Raw genomic sequence first — 18,114 nt, 5'->3', positions numbered from 1 at the left:
CATGCCTTCTCAGGGCCTCGCCCTCTCGAACCGCCTTCGCTATCTCGCCGCCCGCGCGCGTCGCATCGACGTCGGATCGGTGATCGAACGCGCGAAGGAGACCTCCCGCGACCACGGCAAGTGGACACCTGCCGTGGTCGCCGACATGCTGTGGTCGGCGGGCTTCCGGCAGGTGGGATTCCAGGACTACGTCGACTACGACTTCGCCATCCTCACGCGGGCGGAGCGTGCGACCTACATGACCCACCCGGTGTCGAACGAGCTGTCGCAGAAGTACGACCACCCGGACTACCGCCACCTCTTCCACGACAAGGTGGCGTTCGACCGCACCTTCAGCGACTTCCTTCTCCGCGACTGGATGGTCGTCGAGGAGGGCAATGCCGACGCCGTGCGCGCCTTCACCGAGAAACAGGGCACCATCGTCACCAAGGAGCCCGTCGGACAGGCCGGCACCGGCGTGCACCGCTACCACGCGGCCGACATCACCGACTGGGACGAGTTCCACCGTGGCCTGCTCTCGCGCGGCGAGCTGCTGATCGAAGAGGTCATCCGCCAGCACGCGGACCTCGCCGCGGTGTGCCCCGGCACCGTGAACACCACGCGCGTCACCGCCTTCTTCGACGGCGAGACCACGCACATCCTGGCGATGGCGCAGAAGTTCGGGCGCGGCGCGGTGAGCGACCAGATGACGTTCGGCGGCTTCTACACGATGCTCGACCAGAACGGGCGCGCGGTCGGTCCCGGGTACGACTCGCACGGGCACGTGCACGTCGCCCACCCCGACAGCGGCTTCCTGATCGCGGACTTCCAGCTGCCGATGATCGACGAGGTCAAGGAGTTCGTCGACCGCGTCGCGCGGGTCGTGCCGCAGATCCAGTACGTCGGCTGGGACATCGTCGTCACCCCTGAGGGTCCGGTGCTCGTCGAGGGCAACTGGGGCGCCGGCGTCTACGAGAACAAGCCCAGCGTCACCGGCATCCGCACCGGCCACAAGCCGCGCTACCGCGAGGCCATCGGTTTCTGACGCTTCGGAATCGCGAAAGGGTATGTTTCCGGCGCCGGAAACATACCCTTTCGCAGTTCTCTACGGTCAGACCGCGCGCACGATCCCGAGCGGCGTGGACTGGTGTCCCTGACCGAGCGGGTTGTCCTTGAGGATCGCGACGAGGCGCTTCTCCCCCGCCTTGTCGAGGGTGGAGCCCAGGATGTTGCCGCCGAGGTCGTTGATGTCGACCACCGCCACCTCGGGCACACCGCCGAGCAGGGCCTTGACGTGCTGGGCGACTTCGCGCGGACGCTCCGGGCCCAGCACGACCGCCTTGTTGTACGGCGGGATCGTGCCCGACGTGGGGCCGTCGATCGCGCGTGCCTTGTCGCCCGCGATGCGGTAGAAGTCTCCCTTGCGCCCGAACAGCTTGGTCACGGCCGACACCGCGGCCGCGAACAGGATGCGGATCGGACCGCACTCGCGCAGCGCCATCTCCATGGTCTCGGGCATGCCGAGACCGATGCCGTACGGCGTGCGGGTGACGTACTTCGAGAGGAAGAACGCGAGCCTGCGGGGCTTGATGTCCTCGACGAGGTACGAGCGGCCCTGCGTGATCGCGACGATCTTCTCCGTCACGAACAGCAGGTCTCCCTCGCGCACGACGTCTGCCGCGTACTCGCGGATGAACTCATCGAGGTCGTCGCCCGGCATCACGACCCGCGTGCGGATCGGGATGCGAGCGAACGACGAGCCTTCGACCTGGACGGTGAGCGCCTTGCCGGCGTTCGCCTCGCTCACTCGAGGTAGTCCCGCAGGGACTGGGAGCGGGACGGGTGCCGCAGCTTCGCCATGGTCTTCGACTCGATCTGGCGGATGCGCTCGCGGGTGACCCCGAACGTGTCGCCGATCTGGTCGAGGGTCTTCGGCTGGCCGTCGCCGAGGCCGAACCGCATGCGGATCACGCCGGCCTCGCGCTCCGAGAGCGAATCGAGGAGCGACTCGAGCTGACGCTGCAGCATCGTGAAGCCCACCGCGTCGGCGGGAACCACGGCCTCGGTGTCCTCGATCAGGTCACCGAACTCGCTGTCGCCGTCCTCGCCGAGAGGCGTGTGCAGCGAGATCGGCTCGCGGCCGTACTTCTGCACCTCGATGACCTTCTCGGGGGTCATGTCGAGCTCGCGGCTGAGCTCCTCGGGCGTGGGCTCGCGACCGAGGTCCTGCAGCATCTGCCGCTGGACGCGCGCGAGCTTGTTGATGACCTCGACCATGTGCACCGGGATGCGGATGGTGCGCGCCTGGTCGGCCATGGCGCGCGTGATGGCCTGACGGATCCACCACGTCGCGTACGTCGAGAACTTGAAGCCCTTGGTGTAGTCGAACTTCTCGACCGCGCGGATGAGACCGAGGTTGCCCTCCTGGATGAGATCCAGGAACTGCATGCCGCGTCCCGTGTAGCGCTTGGCGAGCGACACCACCAGACGCAGGTTGGCGCCCAGAAGGTGGCTCTTCGCGCGCTGGCCGTCGCGGGCGACCCACTGCAGGTCGAGTCCGAGCTGCGAGGTCTTCTCGGCGGCCGACATGTGCGACAGCTTCTCTTCGGCGAACAGTCCCGCCTCGATGCGCATCGCGAGCTCGACCTCTTCGGCCGCGTTCAGCAGCGGCACCTTGCCGATCTGCTTCAGGTAGTCCTTGACGGGGTCGGCCGTCGCGCCGGTGATCTGGGTCGAGTACACGGGGACGTCGTCCTCGTCGCTCGACGAGATGACGATCGCGCCGGTGGGCAGAGGCTCGGTGAACGCGGGCTTCGTGCTCTCCTCGTCCTCTTCCTCGTCGTCGGTCGCGGCGGCGTCGTCGGTGGTGACCTTCGCGTCCTTGGCGGCCGGCGCCGCCTCGGCGGTGTCGTCCACGGCGTCCACTTCGATGTCGTCCGCCTCGATCTCGACGTCGTCGTCGAGCTCCTCGACGTCGTCCTCGAAGTCGTCGTCCGACTTCTTCGCGCGCTTCGACGCGGTCTTGGGTGCCGCCTTCGCCTTGGCGGCGCCCTTCGCTGCGGGAGCCTTCTTCACGGCGGCAGCCGTCGTCTCGTCCGTCTCGGTGTCCTTCGCGGCCGAGCGAGCCTTGGTGTTCGTGCCTGGAGTCACGTTTCGCCTTTCACCGGTCGACACGCCCTGCGCGTCTCCGGTCGGTTTCGGACACTAGTAAGACCCTTGTCAAGTCCACATCTTCAGCCGGAAGCCGGACGAAGACGGTTGACAACGGGTCAGAGCGTCTAGTATCTCATACTTGCCGTGCGCCGCCAGCATCGCCCCGCGTGGACGGGCGCACCTCCATCACAGGATTCAACACGCTGGTCTGGCGTGGAATTCCGTGCACGGTGCGGGCGAAGGATCAGGAGCCGCGCTTGTCGTCCTCCGCCGGCCGCGTCGCGAGGAATCGCTCGAGTTCGGCGGCGAGCTCGTCGGCGCTCGGCAGATCGCCCGTGTGGATCATCGGGGTGGCGAGCGTCGAGCCCGCCATGTACGCGTCGTAGCGCTCTTCGAGCCCCTGCACCATCCGGGCGAGCTCGTCGCTGCCCTCGATCTGCTCGGTGACCTTCTCCAGATATTCGCGGTTCTCGTCGCGCAGATCGTCGCCCGCGAAGACAAGGCCCGTGGCAACGGTGAGACTGTCCAGCGCTGCCAGCGCGGCGGCGGGGTACTCGGTGTCACCCAGGTAGTGCGGGATGAGCAGGACGAAGCCGGCGATGCGCACCCCGGCTGCGGCGAGCCGGTACTCGAGCAGATGCCCTGCGGTGGCGGGCACCTGGGTGTGGGGCTGCCACACCGAGTGCGCCTCGGTGAGCTCGGAGCGTGTGCCGCTGACGGTGGTGCCGATCGGTCGTGTGTGCGGAACGGGCATCGGGATCGCGTGGACCCAGGTGACCGTCGACACGCCGTAGCTCTCGGCGAAGTCGAGCACGGCACCGGCGAAGGCGTCCCATGCGAAGTCGGGCTCGTAGCCCGCGAGCAGCAGGAACGGCTGACCGAGCGCATCGTGGGCGAACGAGAGCTCCAGGCGCGGCGGACGGTAGTCGGTGAGGTGGTCCTTCTCGAACGACACGATGGGCCGGCGCGCGCGGTAGTCCAGCAGCGTGTCGTTGGAGAACACGGCGAGCGGCGAGGGCGACAGGTCGTCGCGGAAGTAGTCGATGACTCGGCTGACGGCACTGCCGGCATCGGTGAACCCGGTGAGGGCGATCACCAGCGGCAGCCCGCGCGGCACGGGCGGCGCGGAAGCCGCACGCTCGAACAGCGGGCCGGGAAGAGGCATGGTCCCATGCTACGAGCCACCCCGACGTGGTCGGGTCGTGTCGGACGCGCTCAGAGCGAACAGTCGTCGTCCCTAGGATGGAGACCATGTCGTTTCCCGACCTCGAGTACCGCACCGCACCCGTCCGAGAGTCCGACGCCGACCTCCTGCTCGTCGCACTCCCCCCGCTCGAGGCCGAGACATCCCCCGACCTCTCCGACTGGCCGGGACTTCGCGAGGCGCTCCTCGGCGTGGGGTTCACCGGCGCTCCGGGATCATGGGTGCGCGCGTACGCGCCGGAGGTCACCGCACTGCCGCTGGCCGTCGTCGGCACGGGATCGGATCCGGATGCCGCCGCCCTGCGCGACGCGGTCGGCGCGGCGATCCGCGCGCTGACCGGATTCACGACGGTGGCCGTCGCCGCGCCGTACGCCGACCCGGCACTGTGGTCCGCGGTCGCGGAGGGCGCGGCCCTCGGCGGCTACCGGTTCGAGGGGTACAAGACCGAGGCGCCCAAGCCGCGCGCCGCGCGTGTCGTGGTCCACGGCACTGCAGAACCCGACGACAACGCCCTGAAGCTCGTCGTCGAGACCGCGGCATCGGTCGCCCTGGTGAAGGACCTCGTCAACATCCCGGCCGAGTGGCTCGGCCCCGCCGATGTCGCCGAGCGGGCCGCCGAGTCCGTGTCGGGCCTGCCCGTCAGTGTCGAGATCCTCGATGAGGAGGCGCTGCGCGAGCAGGGCTTCGGTGGCATCCTCGGCGTCGGCCAGGGATCGGATCGTCCGCCGCGGCTCGTGCGTCTCGAGTACGCACCCGAGGGCGCCACCAGGCACGTCGCGCTCGTGGGCAAGGGCATCACGTTCGACACCGGTGGGCTGTCGCTCAAGCCGGCGGCCTCGATGGTCGGCATGAAGTACGACATGGCCGGAGCTGCGACCGTGCTCGCGGTGCTCAGGGCAGCGGCATCCGTCGAAGCGCCCGTCAAGGTGACGGCATGGCTGTGCCTGGCCGACAACATGCCCTCGGGTCGCGCGACGCGCCCGGGGGACGTGCTGCGCCTGCTCGACGGCACCACGGTCGAGGTGCTCAACACCGACGCCGAGGGGCGCCTCGTGCTCGCCGACGGACTCGTCGCAGCCAGTCGCGAGCACCCGGATGTGATCGTCGACGTCGCGACCCTCACCGGTGCGATCCTGATCGCCCTCGGCACGCGCCACACCGGCGTGATGGGCGACGACGAAGCCGTGGCGGCGTATCTCGCCGCCGCCGCCGAGGCCGGCGAGCCCGCGTGGCAGCTGCCCCTCCCCGGTCACATGGTCGAGGAGCTCGATTCCCCGATCGCCGACCTGCAGAACGCCAAGATCGGCGATCCTGCGGGCGGCTCGCTCTTCGCAGGCCTGTTCCTGCGTCACTTCGTCGGCCGCACGGCCGACGAGGAAGATGCGCCCCGCATCCCGTGGGTTCATCTCGACATCGCCGGCAGCGGCACCCACAAGGGCGCGCCGTACGGCTTCACCGACAAGGGACCGACTGCCGCGACCGTGCGCAGCTTGATCCGCTTCGTCCTGGCTGACCTCGATGAGGAGGCACGATGACCGACCATTCCTTCGATCTCGTCATTCTGGGCGGTGGAAGCGGCGGCTACGCGGCCGCCCTCCGCGCCGCGGAACTCGGCAAGACCGTCGCCCTCGTCGAGAAGGACAAGGTGGGGGGCACATGCCTGCACCGCGGCTGCATCCCCACGAAGGCGCTGCTTCACGCCGCCGAAGTGGCGGACGCCGCGCGGGATGCCTCGGCCATCGGCATCCGTGCCACCTTCGAGGGTGTCGACCCCGCCGGCGTGCGCGCGTATCGCGAAGGCATCGTCGCGAAGAAGTACAAGGGCCTCGAAGGCCTGGTCAAGGCCCGCGGCATCACCGTGGTGAACGGTGAGGGTCGGCTCGAGGCAGGACCGGCCGTCCGCGTCGGCGACGACCTCTATCGCGGCACCGACGTCGTGCTCGCGACCGGGTCGTACAGCCGCACGCTTCCCGGGCTCGAGATCGGCGGCCGCATCCTCACCAGCGAGTACGCCCTCGAGCTCGACGAGATCCCCCGCAGCGTCGTGATCCTCGGCGGCGGCGTCATCGGCGTCGAGTTCGCGAGCGTGTGGCGCTCGTTCGGTGCCGACGTCACGATCGTCGAGGCGCTCGACCATCTCGTGCCGAACGAGGACGTGGCGCTCAGCAAGGGCCTGGAGCGTGCATTCCGCCGCCGCGGCATCCAGTACTCCCTCGGTGTGCGCTTCCAGAGCGCGACGCAGACCGCGGATGCCGTGATCGTGAACCTGGAGGACGGCAAGACGTTCACCGCCGACTACCTCCTGGTGGCCGTCGGCCGCGGACCGGCATCGGCCGGTCTCGGGTACGAGGAGGCCGGCGTGACCATCGACCGCGGGTTCGTGATCACCGACGAGCGTCTGCGCACCGGCGTCGACCACGTGTGGGCCGTCGGCGACATCGTCCCGGGGCTGCAGCTCGCCCACCGTGGATTCCAGCAGGGCATCTTCGTGGCCGAGGAGATCGCCGGCCTGTCCCCCGTCGTGGTCCCCGACGCGCAGATCCCCAAGGTCACCTACAGCCACCCCGAGGTCGCCTCCGTCGGCCTCACCGAGGCGCAGGCCGCCGACGCGCACGGCGCGGACGGGATCGTCGCGTACGAGTACAACCTCGCCGGCAACGGCAAGAGCGAGATCCTGGGGACGAGCGGCATCGTCAAGGTCGTGCGCGCCAAGGACGGACCGGTGCTCGGCGTACACCTCATCGGCGATCGCGTCGGCGAGCTCATCACCGAAGGACAGCTCGTCGTCGGCTGGGAAGCCCACCCCGAAGACATCGCCCCGTACGTCCACGCGCACCCGACGCAGTCCGAAGCGCTCGGCGAGGCATTCCTCGCCCTCGCGGGCAAGCCGCTGCACGCGCTCTGACCCTCGCGGTCGCCCCTCATCACTAAGCTAGATCCGATATTTCTTCAGAAGGAGACATCCTCATGAGCACATCCGTGGTCCTCCCCGCTCTCGGTGAGAGCGTGACCGAGGGAACGGTCACCCGCTGGCTCAAGAACGTCGGCGACACGGTCCAGGCGGACGAGGGCCTGCTCGAGATCTCCACGGACAAGGTGGACACCGAGATCCCGTCGCCGGTCAGCGGCGTCATCGAGGAGATCCTCGTCCAGGAGGACGAGACCGTCGAGGTCGGCGCCGTGCTGGCGAAGATCGGCGACGGCTCCGGTGCCGCCGCAGCGCCCGCCCCCGAGGCCGCCGCTGCCGAGGCTCCGGCTGCCGAGGCACAGGCTCCGGCTGCCGAGGCGCAGGCTCCGGCCGCGCAGGCCGAAGCTCCTGCTGCCGAGGCGGCTCCTGCTGAGGCGACGCCCGCGCAGGCAGCAGCACCCGCCGGCGGAGGCAAGGAGATCGTCCTGCCCGAGCTCGGCGAGAGCGTCACCGAGGGCACCGTCACCCGCTGGCTCAAGCAGGTCGGCGACGAGGTCGCCGTCGACGAGCCGCTCCTCGAGATCTCCACCGACAAGGTCGACACCGAGATCCCCTCGCCCTTCGCCGGCGTGCTCCAGGAGATCCTGGCCGCCGAAGACGAGACAGTCGCCGTCGGCGCTCCGCTGGCGCGCATCGGCGAAGCGGGTGCATCTGCGCCGGCGGCCCCCGCCGAGGCTCCCGGCGCTGCACCGGCGCCCGCGGCCGCTGCCCCGGCACCCGCGGAGGCACCGGCACCCGCTGAGGCTCCGGCACCGGCTGCTCCCGCGCCGGCTCCTGCCGCTCCGGCCCCGACCGCCGCGCCGGCTGCTCCCGCGCCGGCTGCTCCCGCGTCGGCTCCTGCGGCGTCCGCCCCGGCCGCCGCACCCGCCTCCTCGCTCGTCTCCGAGGACGACGGCATCACCTACGTCACACCGCTGGTGCGCCGCCTCGCGCAGCAGCAGGGGGTCGACCTCGCCTCGGTGAAGGGCACCGGCGTCGGCGGCCGCATCCGCAAGGAGGACGTGCTCAAGGCGGCTGAGGCCGCGTCGGCTCCGGCCGCTCCCGCGGCGGCGGCGCCTGCTCCGGCACCGCTCGAGGTGTCGCCGCTGCGCGGCACGACGCAGCCGATGTCGCGTCTGCGCAAGGTGCTGGCCCAGCGTGCTGTCGAGTCGATGCAGTCGACCGCCCAGCTGACGTCCGTCGTCGAGGTCGACGTCACCAAGCTCGCGACGTTCCGCGACAAGGTGAAGAACGACTTCCTCGCGAAGACGGGCGACAAGCTGTCGTTCCTGCCGTTCTTCGCCCTGGCTGCTGCCGAGGCGCTCCAGGCGTATCCCGTCGTCAACTCCACTGTCGACGGCGACCAGATCGTCTACCCGGCGAGCGAGAACCTGTCGATCGCGGTCGACACCGAGCGCGGACTGCTGACCCCGGTCCTTCGCGATGCGGCGTCGAAGAACCTGGCGCAGATCGCGCACGAGATCGCCGATCTCGCGGCCCGCACTCGCGAGAACAAGCTGAAGCCGGACGAGCTGGCCGGCGGCACCTTCACGCTGACCAACACCGGTTCGCGTGGCGCCCTGTTCGACACGCCCGTGGTCTTCCTGCCGCAGACGGCGATCCTCGGGACCGGCGTGGTGGTCAAGCGCCCCGGGATCGTGACGGTCGACGGCAAGGACGCGATCTCGGTGCGTTCGTACGTGTACCTCGCGCTCTCGTACGACCACCGCGTCATCGACGGTGCGGACGCCGCGCGCTTCCTCGGCGCGGTGAAGTCGCGCCTCGAGGCGGCGGCGTTCGAGGGTCAGCTCGGGATCTGACCCGCAGGCCGCTCACTGCTCAGGCTGCTGCGCGACGTCCGAGACGTCGCGCAGCAGCCATTTGTCGTCTCGGCGCAGGATCACGACCATCTGCGACGGGGCGGCCCCGTCCGCGGCGTCCACGCGGAGCACCGCGATGTCGCCGAAGTCGTCCAGGAGCGTGAGCGCCCGCTCGGCGGCGGGAAGGTCGATCGCCCCGCCAGGCAGCGGCGCGGCATCGACGACAACCGACGCCAGGCAGTCGGACGCGTTCCCGCACGCGAGCCGGGCGTCGAGCAGGGCGCCTGCGACCTGAGCGAGATCGGCGGGTGAGCCGGCATCCGTCGGCGCGTCGACCTGATCGGTCGGCGAGCCGTCGCGCGCGGGATCCGTGCCGCTCGGGGTCGGCGTCACGACGTCGACAGGGTCCTCGGTCGCGACACCGCTCGCCGTCGGCCACAGTGCACCGCCGGCGAGGACCGCAGCGGCGACGGCGCCGCCGACGAGCCAGGGAGCTCGCCGAGGCGCAGGCTTTCCGCCACGTTCGGCGCGGCGCAGCCGGCGCCACACCGCCGTCGTCGCCCGCGAGACGGTGTCGGCGAGGTCGTCGTCCACCCCCGCGACAAGGCTGTGCCACATCGAGGGCGGTGCCGGCTCGTGGTCCGGGAGCGCGACGCCCGCGCGAGCGGGGTCGTGGTGGCGCAAGCCGCTCTCCGCCGCGCTGCGCGGGCTGAGGCTCACCGTGCTGAGCGGCTCGGGCGTCGCGATCGCGAACAGCGCCTCCTCGGCCGCCTCCAGTTCGCGCACCGCCATGCGCTCAGCGGTCACCGCGTGCAGAGCGGTCCTCCATGTCCGCTGGGCGCTCGCATCGACGGTCACGCGCTCGAGCACCGCCGCGGCCGCCTCACGCGCCGGACGGGGCGAGGACTGGGTCGCCAGTACCGGGCGACCCGCGTCGTCGAGCCACCAGTCCCCCACCGTCTCGGGTGCCCCGGCGATCTGTGCGCAGCCCCGCAGCACGCTCACGCCGAGCGTCACCGCCTCCCCGAGGCTGAGCGGCATCCGCACTCCACGTCGGCCCACGAACTCCTCGAGACGCTCGACGCAGACCGGCAAAGCCACGTCGTGTCCGTCGGGTCGTCGGCAGATGTCGAGCGGGGCGAGCACGTGGCCCTCGGGCGCGGCATCCCATCCGGTCCACTCCGGGCCGAGGACGTCGGCATCGACCATGACGCACGCCTCGCCGGTCGCCGTGCGCACCAGAAGGCCCGGCCAGGGCCCGTCGTCGCGCGCGCGCACCGGCCGGATCGCACGGTACGGGGCGCCGAGCAGGCCTTCGACGGTCGTCATGGCGACAGTCTGCGGGGCGAGATGTGCGCACAGCCGTCGGAGCGAGCGGTTCTGTGGACCGATAGGCGGAGCGCGGGACTGTGGAGGAGCCGAGGAGGACGCCGCGAAAAGGTAGGCTGAAAGGTATGGCCGCGCGCAGTTCCGCCCCCGAGAAGGGCCCTGGATTCTTCTCCCAGATCCGCACCCTCTACACCTTCACCCAGAAGGAGTTCCGCTGGCTGCCGTACCTGCTGGCCGGCATCCTCCTCCTCGGCACCGCAGCAGGTGTGGGCATCGGGTTCGCGATCCCGCCGGTCGCCGTGTGGAGCATCATCCTGTGGGGCATCACCGGCCTCATGCTCGGCGTCCTGGCATCGATGATGACGATGACGCGCCTGTCCACCCGAGCGATGTACAAGAAGATCGACGGGATGCCGGGAGCCACCGGACACGTCATGTCGACCTCGCTCGGGCGCAAGTGGCAGGCCAGCGAGATGCCGGTCGGCATCAACCCCAAGACGCAGGAGGCCGTCTACCGCGCGATCGGTCGTGGCGGCGTCGTGATCGTGGGCGAGGGCGCCCGCGGCCGACTCACACGCCTCGTCAACGACGAGCGCTCCAAGGTGCAGCGCGTCGCATCGGGTGTTCCCGTGACCGTGCTGTACATCGGCCACGGCGAAGGCGAGGTGCCGATCTCGAAGCTCTCGTCGACGATCAAGGCGCTTCCCACGAAGATCGACCGCGCCACGATGGCAGCCGTCATCAAGCGTGTCGAGTCGGTCTCGCAGTCCCTGACGTCACTGCCCATCCCCAAGGGCATCGACCCCACCAAGGTGCGCGCTCCGCGACCCCGCTGAGCGCACCATCGTCGGGTGCGCGGGCCACCACGAAGGGCGGCCCGGGCGACGCGTCAGGAGCGGATGAGAACCGTGCCTGCGGCCTTGTCGTGCAGGCCGCGCTGATCGGCATCCCAGATGACCGCCGGGATCGCGAGGACGAGCAGTGCCGTGCGGATCACGGGCCGCCACAGGCCCACCCACGCGCCGTCGACACGCACCAGCCGCAGGCCGAAGATGCGGTGACCGGGGCTCCCCTGCAGGGTCGGCAGGAAGACGATCTGGATCGCCGCGAAGATCGCGAGGATCGCGAGCGGGTCCCATCCGAAGAACCCCGAGATGAGATACGCGGCGCCGTAGTCGACGAAGAGTGCGCCCACACGACGGCCGAGCCGGCCGATCGATCCGGTGCCCTCCCGGGGCAGTCCGAGTCGTTCGCCGGGGTAGTCCTGGGTGCTCTGCGTCACTTCCCCAGCGTATACAGGTCGTCGTAACATCCCGGAAACACAAGTGATACTGCCGGGCAATCCCCTGCGGGTAGCTTGCCAGCAAGCCCGGCCCGCACGGGCGGATCCGAATGCCCTACCTCTGGAGTCTTCATGTTCAAAGATTCATCCGAGGTGCTGAAGTTCATCAAGGACGAGGACGTCAAGTTCCTCGACATCCGTTTCACGGACCTTCCTGGCGTGCAGCAGCACTTCAACATCCCGGCCTCCACCGTTGACGAAGAGTTCTTCACGGTCGGCCAGCTGTTCGACGGCTCCTCCATCCGGGGATTCGCGAACATCCACGAATCGGACATGCAGCTGATCCCCGACGTGTCGACGGCCTACCTCGACCCGTTCCGCGAGGCGAAGACCCTCGTCATGGTGTTCGACATCTACAACCCTCGCAACGGCGAGATCTACGCGAAGGACCCGCGTCAGGTCGCCAAGAAGGCGGAGAAGTACCTCGCGTCGACCGGCATCGCCGACACCGCGTTCTTCGCTCCCGAGGCGGAGTTCTACATCTTCGACGACGTCCGCTACGAGGTGAAGCAGAACTCGAGCTTCTACTCCGTCGACTCCGAAGAGGGCGCCTGGAACTCGGGCCGCACCGAAGAGGGCGGCAACCTTGCCAACAAGACCCCGTACAAGGGCGGCTACTTCCCCGTCTCGCCGGTCGACAAGACGGCGGACCTCCGCGATGACATCAGCCTCCGCCTCATCGAGTCGGGCCTGCTCCTCGAGCGCGCGCACCACGAGGTGGGCACCGGCGGCCAGCAGGAGATCAACTACCGCTTCGACACCATGGTGCACGCGGCCGACGACATCCTGAAGTTCAAGTACATCGTCAAGAACGTCGCCAACGAGTGGGGCAAGGTCGCGACCTTCATGCCCAAGCCGCTCTTCGGCGACAACGGCTCCGGCATGCACACGCACCAGTCGCTGTGGCTCGAGGGCAAGCCGCTCTTCTACGACGAGAAGGGCTACGCGCAGCTCTCCGACCTGGCGCGCTGGTACATCGGCGGCATCCTGGCCCACGCGCCGGCGCTGCTCGCGTTCACCAACCCGACGCTGAACTCGTACAAGCGACTCGTCAAGGGCTACGAGGCCCCGGTCAACCTGGTCTACTCGGCCGGCAACCGCTCGGCCGCCATCCGCATCCCGATCACGGGCTCCAACCCGAAGGCCAAGCGCATCGAGTTCCGCGCGCCCGACGCCTCGGGCAACCCGTACCTCGCCTTCGCCGCGCAGCTGATGGCCGGTCTCGACGGCATCCAGAACCGCATCGAGCCGCACGAGCCGGTCGACAAGGACCTGTACGAGCTTCCCCCCGAGGAGGCGAAGAACATCCCGCAGGTGCCGAACTCCCTGCTCGACTCGCTGGACGCGCTCCGCGCCGACCACGAGTTCCTGCTGAAGGGCGGCGTCTTCACGCCCGAGCTGATCGAGACGTGGATCGAGTACAAGATCGAGAACGAGATCCAGCCGCTCAACGCGCGTCCGCACCCGTTCGAGTACGAGCTGTACTTCGGGGTCTGACACCCGGATCACGCGACTCCTCCGGACTCCCGCTCAGGGAGTCCGGAGGAGTTCTGGTTCTCCGGCGGACGCTGTCGTGCGAGTGTGCCCTGACGACGTCCGGACCGGTGGGACGACGCCCGAGCAGACCGCGCCTCTCAGCCGTAGAAGAGCTTCTCGAAGACGCGGCGGGCACGGCGCGTGGTCCCCAAGTAGTCCTCCTCGACCTGCGTGGCCGAGCGCGGCGGGTACTCGAGGAGCCGGCCGATCCCGTCGAGCTTGCTGCGGTCGACGGGGAGCACATCGCTCGTCTGACCCGAGAGCAGCGTGTTGGCCGATCGCAGCCGGCTGGCGAGCCGCCAGGCGGCTGCGAGCCGGTCGGCGGCGGCCGTGGGGATGAAGCCCGCGCGCTCCGCCGCGCGGAGCGCGTCCAGCGTCGACGTCGTCCGCATCTCGGGCACGGCGTGCGCGTGCTGCAGCTGGAGCAGCTGGACGAGCCATTCGACGTCGCTCAGCGACCCCGGGCCCAGCTTCAGGTGCCGGGACGGATCGACGCCCTGCGGCAGCCGCTCGCTCTCGACGCGAGCCTTGATCCGCTTGATCTCGCGTGTCGCCGCCACGTCGACCCGCTCCGGATAGCGGACCTGATCGGCGAGCTGCATGAAGTCGTCGATGAGCTTCACGCTGCCTGCGACGCCGCGTGCGCGCAGGAGAGCCTGTGCCTCCCACGACAGCGCCCAGCGGCGGTAGTACTCGGCGTAGGCGTCGAGCGAGCGTGCGAGGGGGCCGTTGCGGCCTTCTGGGCGAAGATCCGCATCGAGCTCGAGCGGCACGCGGTGGTCTTCGGAGTAGGTGCGCAGCGCGGCCACGAGCTTCAGGGCCAGCTCGCTCGCGCGCTGCGGGTCGACGCCGTTCGGGCGATAGACGTACATGACGTCCGCGTCGGAGCCGAAGCCGAGCTCGGCGCCGCCGAAGCGTCCCATCGCGATGACCGAGAAATCCAGTGCGGCGTCCTCGGGCGGCACGATCTCACGGCGTACGGCTCGCAGCGTCGCCTGGATGGTCACATCGGTGATCGTGGTGAGCGCCGCTGCGACTTCTTCGATCGTCACGCTGCCGAGGATGGCGCCCATGGCGATCCGCAGCTGTTCGCGCCGACGCAGCGCGCGCACGGCGCGCATGGCCTCGGTGATCGTGTCGTGCCGCGTCTGGATGGCGCGCGCCTCCTGTTGCAGGGCCCGTCCGGAGCGCGGACGGAGGAGCTCCGGGTCGTCCAGCCAGGCGGCCGACTCGGGGATCCACTCGATGAGCTCGCCGACGTACCGCGAGCCCGACAGCACGCGGGAAAGGCTCTCGGCCGCCCCCGAGGAGTCGCGCAGCATGCGCAGGAACCAGTGCGTGTCGCCCAGGCGCTCGCTCAGCCGGCGAAACGCCAGCAGGCCGTAGTCGGGGTCGACACCGTCTGCGAACCACCGGATCATGACGGGCATGAGGTGGCGCTGGATGGTCGCCTTGCGGCTGAGCCCGCTGGTCAGCGCGGCGATGTGGCGGAGCGCGCCGGCAGGATCGGAGAATCCGATGGCCGCGAGGCGGTCGTGCGCCTGCGCCGTCGACAGCACGCGCTCGTCGGCGGGCAGCGCCGCCACCGCCGACAGAAGCGGGCGGTAGAAGAGGCGGACGTGGATGTCGCGCACCTCGCGCTTGACCGACTCCCACAGCTTCCAGATGCCCTCGCCGGTGTCGGCGAGCCCGCTCGCGCGGGCGAGCACCCGACGCTCCTCCGGCCGCGACGGCATGAGGTGCGTGCGGCGCAGCTGGCGCAGCTGCACGCGGTGCTCGAGCAGCCGCAGCACCCGGTAGTCCCGTGAGAACGCCGATGCCTCGGCACGGCCGATGTAGCCCTCCGTAACCAGCGCGTCGAGCGCCTCGAGCGTGCCGCGCTGGCGGATCCGGTCGTCGGACAGCCCGTGGACGAGCTGCAGCAGCTGCACCGTGAACTCGATGTCGCGGATGCCGCCGGGGCCGAGCTTGAGCTGGTACGGCACGTCGGCCGCGGGGATGTGCTCGGTGACGCGCTCGCGCATCCGCTGCACGCTGTCGACGAAGTTCTCACGCGCGGCGCTGGTCCAGATCTTGGGCTGGACCGCTGCGGTGTACGCCCTGCCGAGCGCTTCGTCGCCGGCGATCGGGCGCGCCTTGAGCAGCGCCTGGAACTCCCAGCTCTTCGCCCACCGGTCGTAGTACGCCAGATGCGAGTCGAGCGTGCGCACGAGCGCGCCCTGTTTGCCTTCCGGACGCAGGTTGGCGTCCACCTCCCACAGCGGCGGCTCGATCTCGACACCCGAGATTCCGCGCATCGTCTGGACCGCGAGGCGGGTTGCGATGTCGACGATGCGGCTCTCGCCGAACCGCTCGAGGGCCTCGTCGTCGCCGCCCGCCACGAAGATCACGTCGACATCGCTGACGTAGTTCAGCTCGCGCGCCCCGGTCTTGCCCATTCCGATGATCGCGAGCTGGGCCCGCGCGACCTGGTCGCGGGGGAAGAGGCCGGCGCCGACCGCGCCGCCCGACACGCGCGTGCGGGCGACCGCCAGCGACGCCTCGAGCGCTGCGCCGGCGGCATCCGCGAGTCGCGCCGACACCGCGGCGATCTCGTCGACCGGCGAGGGGCTCAGCAGGTCGTATGCCGCAATCCGGGCGAGCATGCGGCGGTAGCGCACGCGCAGTGCGACCCAGGCGCTCTCGTCCCCCTCGGCGGCGAATCCGTCGACCGCGCCGACCGAGTCGAGGAGTTCCGCGCGCAGTTCGTCCGCGGTGGGCAGTCGCTCGCCCGCGCCGGTGAGCTGATCGACCTCGGACGGGTGACGGAAGAAGAACTCCCCAAACCCGGTCGACGCGCCCAGCAGGGACCACAGTGCGCGCCATGCGCCCGGTCGCGAGCGCGCGCGCTGCACCGGCGCGGCATCGCGTCTCGCCAGGCGCGTCAGCGCCTGCAGCGCCTCGTCGGGGTCCGCCGCGGCACCCGCGCCGTCCAGCAGCTCGTCGCGAGGCGCATCCACGAGGTCGGAGAGCTCGGCCAGCAGCGCCTCGGCATCGGTGAGACGGCTGAAGCCCAGGCGAGCGAGTGGGGTCAGAGAACCCGGTCGCTCGCTCGCGGACATGCGTCAGCCGGTCTCAGAGCATCTCGAGGTTGCTCTTGAGCTCGAACGCCGTCACCTGCGAGCGGTACTCCTGCCACTCGCGGCGCTTGTTGAGGAGCACGTAGTTGAACACCTGCTCGCCGAGGGTCTCGGCGACGAGCTCGGACTCCTCCATGTACTCCAGCGCGTGGTCGAGGCTCGCCGGAAGCGGAGCGTAGCCCAGCGCGCGGCGCTCGGCATCCGTCAGCGACCAGACGTTGTCCTCCGCCTCGGCGGGCAGCTCGTACTCCTCTTCGATGCCCTTGAGGCCGGCGGCGAGCATGAGTGCGAAGGAGAGGTACGGGTTCGCCGCCGAGTCGAGCGCGCGGTACTCGACGCGCGAGGACTGGCCCTTGTTCGGCTTGTACAGGGGGACCCGCACCAGCGCCGAGCGGTTGTTGTGACCCCAGCAGATGAAGCTGGGCGCCTCGTCGCCGCCCCAGAGGCGCTTGTACGAGTTGACGAACTGGTTCGTCACCGCCGAGATCTCGTTGGCGTGGCGCAGCAGACCGGCGATGAACTGGCGGCCGACCTTGGAGAGCTGGTACTGGGCGCCCTCCTCGTAGAAGGCGTTGACGTCGCCCTCGAACAGCGACATGTGCGTGTGCATGCCGCTGCCGGGCTTGCCGGTCATCGGCTTCGGCATGAATGTGGCGTAGACGCCCTGCTCGATCGCGACCTCTTTGATCACGGTGCGGAACGTCATGATGTTGTCTGCCGTGGTGAGCGCGTCCGCATAGCGAAGGTCGATCTCGTTCTGACCGGGGCCGCCCTCGTGGTGACTGAACTCGACCGAGATGCCGAGGTCCTCCAGCATGCGCACCGAGCGCCGGCGGAAATCATGGGCGGTGCCGCCGGGAACGTTGTCGAAGTACCCCGCGGAGTCGACCGGCTCGGGGCCCTCCGTCCCGAAGGACGAGGACTTCAGCAGGTAGAACTCGATCTCGGGGTGCGTGTAGAACGTGAAGCCGGCGTCGGCCGCCTTCGCCAGTGTCCGCTTGAGGACGTGACGCGGATCGGCGACGGCAGGCTGCCCGTCGGGCGTCGTGATATCGCAGAACATCCGCGCCGTCGGGTCGATCTCGCCCCGCCAGGGCAGGATCTGGAACGTGGTGGGGTCGGGGTGAGCCAGCAGATCCGACTCGTAGGAGCGGGTCAGCCCCTCGATCGCGGAGCCGTCGAACCCGAGGCCCTCGCTGAAGGCTCCCTCGACCTCTGCGGGTGCGATGGCCACGGACTTCAACGTGCCGATCACGTCTGTGAACCACAGCCGTACGAACTTCACGCCTCGTTCTTCGATGGTCCTCAGAACGAAGTCACGCTGCTTGTCCATCGCGTCCTCTCCGGTGCCGGATCCGCCCGACTTGTCTGTCTGACCGCGGTCGAAGCCAGACTACTGGTCGTCGCCGGGCTCTCCGGACACCGTGTCGGTGCCCCACGAGTCCTCGCGGGCCTCTTCGGCCGCCCACGCGCGGGACCGTTCGCGGATCACCTCGGGCGCCTTCGCGGCCTCCTCCGGAGTGTCGAACGGACCGGCGCGATCGGGCGCGGGCGACTCGAAGCCCTTCTCGACCGCTCCGGTCTTGAGGTTGTACCAGTACTTCTCGCTGTCGTTGGACATCTCGCCCTCCTCGGATCGCGGGCATGCTCGCCGCCAGCACGATCCTACTGACGCCGGGCGGCTC

14 protein-coding genes are annotated in these 18,114 nt (G+C 69.7%); 6 read left to right on the top strand and 8 right to left on the bottom strand.

The window, feature by feature from the left end; translation table 11 throughout:
• The first annotated feature begins 1 nt into the window (after nt 1).
• Nucleotides 2–1,024: a sugar-transfer associated ATP-grasp domain-containing protein gene (locus Q9R08_RS07235; RefSeq protein ID WP_308867217.1), complete on the top strand. Its 1,023-nt coding sequence runs from the start codon at nt 2–4 to the stop codon at nt 1,022–1,024.
• 66 nt (nt 1,025–1,090) lie between these two features.
• Here Q9R08_RS07235 and Q9R08_RS07230 read toward each other — a convergent pair whose 3' ends face one another.
• The 3 genes from Q9R08_RS07230 to Q9R08_RS07220 form a co-directional block, all read right to left on the bottom strand.
• Entirely contained in the window at nt 1,091–1,786 is a 696-nt protein-coding gene (locus tag Q9R08_RS07230; protein ID WP_308867215.1) for a coenzyme F420-0:L-glutamate ligase, read from the bottom strand.
• Nucleotides 1,783–3,129, bottom strand: a complete 1,347-nt coding sequence (locus Q9R08_RS07225) for an RNA polymerase sigma factor (RefSeq protein WP_308867214.1) — start codon at nt 3,127–3,129, stop codon at nt 1,783–1,785. The genes Q9R08_RS07230 and Q9R08_RS07225 overlap by 4 nt, the downstream gene beginning before the upstream one ends.
• A 247-nt stretch (nt 3,130–3,376) precedes the next feature.
• Nucleotides 3,377–4,297 carry a proteasome assembly chaperone family protein gene (locus Q9R08_RS07220; RefSeq protein WP_308867213.1) on the bottom strand — a complete coding sequence of 307 codons (921 nt, stop codon included), beginning with the start codon at nt 4,295–4,297 and terminating at the stop codon, nt 3,377–3,379.
• 86 nt (nt 4,298–4,383) lie between these two features.
• On the opposite strand from Q9R08_RS07220, the gene Q9R08_RS07215 reads away from it, so the two are divergent.
• The 3 genes from Q9R08_RS07215 to sucB all read left to right on the top strand — a co-directional run bounded on the left by Q9R08_RS07215 (nt 4,384) and on the right by sucB (nt 9,103).
• Entirely contained in the window at nt 4,384–5,871 is a 1,488-nt protein-coding gene (locus tag Q9R08_RS07215) for a leucyl aminopeptidase (RefSeq protein WP_308867212.1), read from the top strand.
• Nucleotides 5,868–7,241 (top strand): dihydrolipoyl dehydrogenase, encoded by a 1,374-nt coding sequence (gene lpdA / locus Q9R08_RS07210; protein ID WP_308867211.1) that lies wholly within the window; start codon nt 5,868–5,870, stop codon nt 7,239–7,241. Before Q9R08_RS07215 ends, lpdA begins: the two co-directional genes overlap by 4 nt.
• Before the next feature lie 62 nt (nt 7,242–7,303).
• Nucleotides 7,304–9,103, top strand: coding sequence for a 2-oxoglutarate dehydrogenase, E2 component, dihydrolipoamide succinyltransferase (sucB, locus tag Q9R08_RS07205; protein WP_308867210.1), 1,800 nt, complete (start codon nt 7,304–7,306; stop codon nt 9,101–9,103).
• Nucleotides 9,104–9,115: 12 nt separating this feature from the next.
• Here sucB and Q9R08_RS07200 read toward each other — a convergent pair whose 3' ends face one another.
• Nucleotides 9,116–10,432 (bottom strand): hypothetical protein, encoded by a 1,317-nt coding sequence (locus Q9R08_RS07200; protein WP_308867209.1) that lies wholly within the window; start codon nt 10,430–10,432, stop codon nt 9,116–9,118.
• Nucleotides 10,433–10,557: 125 nt separating this feature from the next.
• Here Q9R08_RS07200 and Q9R08_RS07195 point away from each other — a divergent pair, with 125 nt between their 5' ends.
• Nucleotides 10,558–11,268 (top strand): DUF4191 domain-containing protein, encoded by a 711-nt coding sequence (locus Q9R08_RS07195; protein ID WP_308867208.1) that lies wholly within the window; start codon nt 10,558–10,560, stop codon nt 11,266–11,268.
• 53 nt (nt 11,269–11,321) lie between these two features.
• Here the strand turns inward: Q9R08_RS07195 and Q9R08_RS07190 are convergent, their stop codons facing one another.
• Nucleotides 11,322–11,714 carry an RDD family protein gene (locus Q9R08_RS07190; protein WP_308867207.1) on the bottom strand — a complete coding sequence of 131 codons (393 nt, stop codon included), beginning with the start codon at nt 11,712–11,714 and terminating at the stop codon, nt 11,322–11,324.
• A gap of 132 nt (nt 11,715–11,846) precedes the next feature.
• Here Q9R08_RS07190 and glnA (Q9R08_RS07185) point away from each other — a divergent pair, with 132 nt between their 5' ends.
• A complete protein-coding gene (gene glnA, locus Q9R08_RS07185; protein ID WP_308867206.1) occupies nt 11,847–13,271 on the top strand; it encodes a type I glutamate--ammonia ligase in 1,425 nt (474 codons plus the stop codon).
• Nucleotides 13,272–13,408: 137 nt separating this feature from the next.
• Here the strand turns inward: glnA (Q9R08_RS07185) and Q9R08_RS07180 are convergent, their stop codons facing one another.
• The 3 genes from Q9R08_RS07180 to Q9R08_RS07170 are packed head-to-tail and all read right to left on the bottom strand — an operon-like array spanning nt 13,409 to nt 18,050.
• Nucleotides 13,409–16,411 (bottom strand): bifunctional [glutamine synthetase] adenylyltransferase/[glutamine synthetase]-adenylyl-L-tyrosine phosphorylase, encoded by a 3,003-nt coding sequence (locus Q9R08_RS07180; protein WP_308867205.1) that lies wholly within the window; start codon nt 16,409–16,411, stop codon nt 13,409–13,411.
• 13 nt (nt 16,412–16,424) lie between these two features.
• Nucleotides 16,425–17,762, bottom strand: coding sequence for a type I glutamate--ammonia ligase (gene glnA, locus Q9R08_RS07175; RefSeq protein WP_308867204.1), 1,338 nt, complete (start codon nt 17,760–17,762; stop codon nt 16,425–16,427).
• A gap of 60 nt (nt 17,763–17,822) precedes the next feature.
• Nucleotides 17,823–18,050, bottom strand: a complete 228-nt coding sequence (locus Q9R08_RS07170) for an SPOR domain-containing protein (protein ID WP_308867203.1) — start codon at nt 18,048–18,050, stop codon at nt 17,823–17,825.
• Nucleotides 18,051–18,114 lie beyond the last annotated feature (64 nt).

Origin of the sequence: Microbacterium psychrotolerans, assembly GCF_031085295.1 — a bacterium.
Taxonomy (GTDB): domain Bacteria; phylum Actinomycetota; class Actinomycetes; order Actinomycetales; family Microbacteriaceae; genus Microbacterium; species Microbacterium psychrotolerans.
This window is presented reverse-complemented; position numbering and strand designations above follow the sequence as displayed.

Excerpts from the sequence above, each read along its gene's own strand:
- Q9R08_RS07220 (WP_308867213.1), bottom strand. The coding sequence starts at position 4,297 with ATGCCTCTTCCCGGCCCGCTGTTCGAGCGTGCGGCTTCCGCGCCGCCC.
- Q9R08_RS07200 (WP_308867209.1), bottom strand. The coding sequence starts at position 10,432 with ATGACGACCGTCGAAGGCCTGCTCGGCGCCCCGTACCGTGCGATCCGG.
- lpdA (WP_308867211.1), top strand. The coding sequence starts at position 5,868 with ATGACCGACCATTCCTTCGATCTCGTCATTCTGGGCGGTGGAAGCGGC.
- Q9R08_RS07170 (WP_308867203.1), bottom strand. The coding sequence starts at position 18,050 with ATGTCCAACGACAGCGAGAAGTACTGGTACAACCTCAAGACCGGAGCG.
- Q9R08_RS07235 (WP_308867217.1), top strand. The coding sequence starts at position 2 with ATGCCTTCTCAGGGCCTCGCCCTCTCGAACCGCCTTCGCTATCTCGCC.
- Q9R08_RS07215 (WP_308867212.1), top strand. The coding sequence starts at position 4,384 with ATGTCGTTTCCCGACCTCGAGTACCGCACCGCACCCGTCCGAGAGTCC.
- Q9R08_RS07195 (WP_308867208.1), top strand. The coding sequence starts at position 10,558 with ATGGCCGCGCGCAGTTCCGCCCCCGAGAAGGGCCCTGGATTCTTCTCC.
- glnA (WP_308867206.1), top strand. The coding sequence starts at position 11,847 with ATGTTCAAAGATTCATCCGAGGTGCTGAAGTTCATCAAGGACGAGGAC.
- sucB (WP_308867210.1), top strand. The coding sequence starts at position 7,304 with ATGAGCACATCCGTGGTCCTCCCCGCTCTCGGTGAGAGCGTGACCGAG.
- Q9R08_RS07180 (WP_308867205.1), bottom strand. The coding sequence starts at position 16,411 with ATGTCCGCGAGCGAGCGACCGGGTTCTCTGACCCCACTCGCTCGCCTG.
- glnA (WP_308867204.1), bottom strand. The coding sequence starts at position 17,762 with ATGGACAAGCAGCGTGACTTCGTTCTGAGGACCATCGAAGAACGAGGC.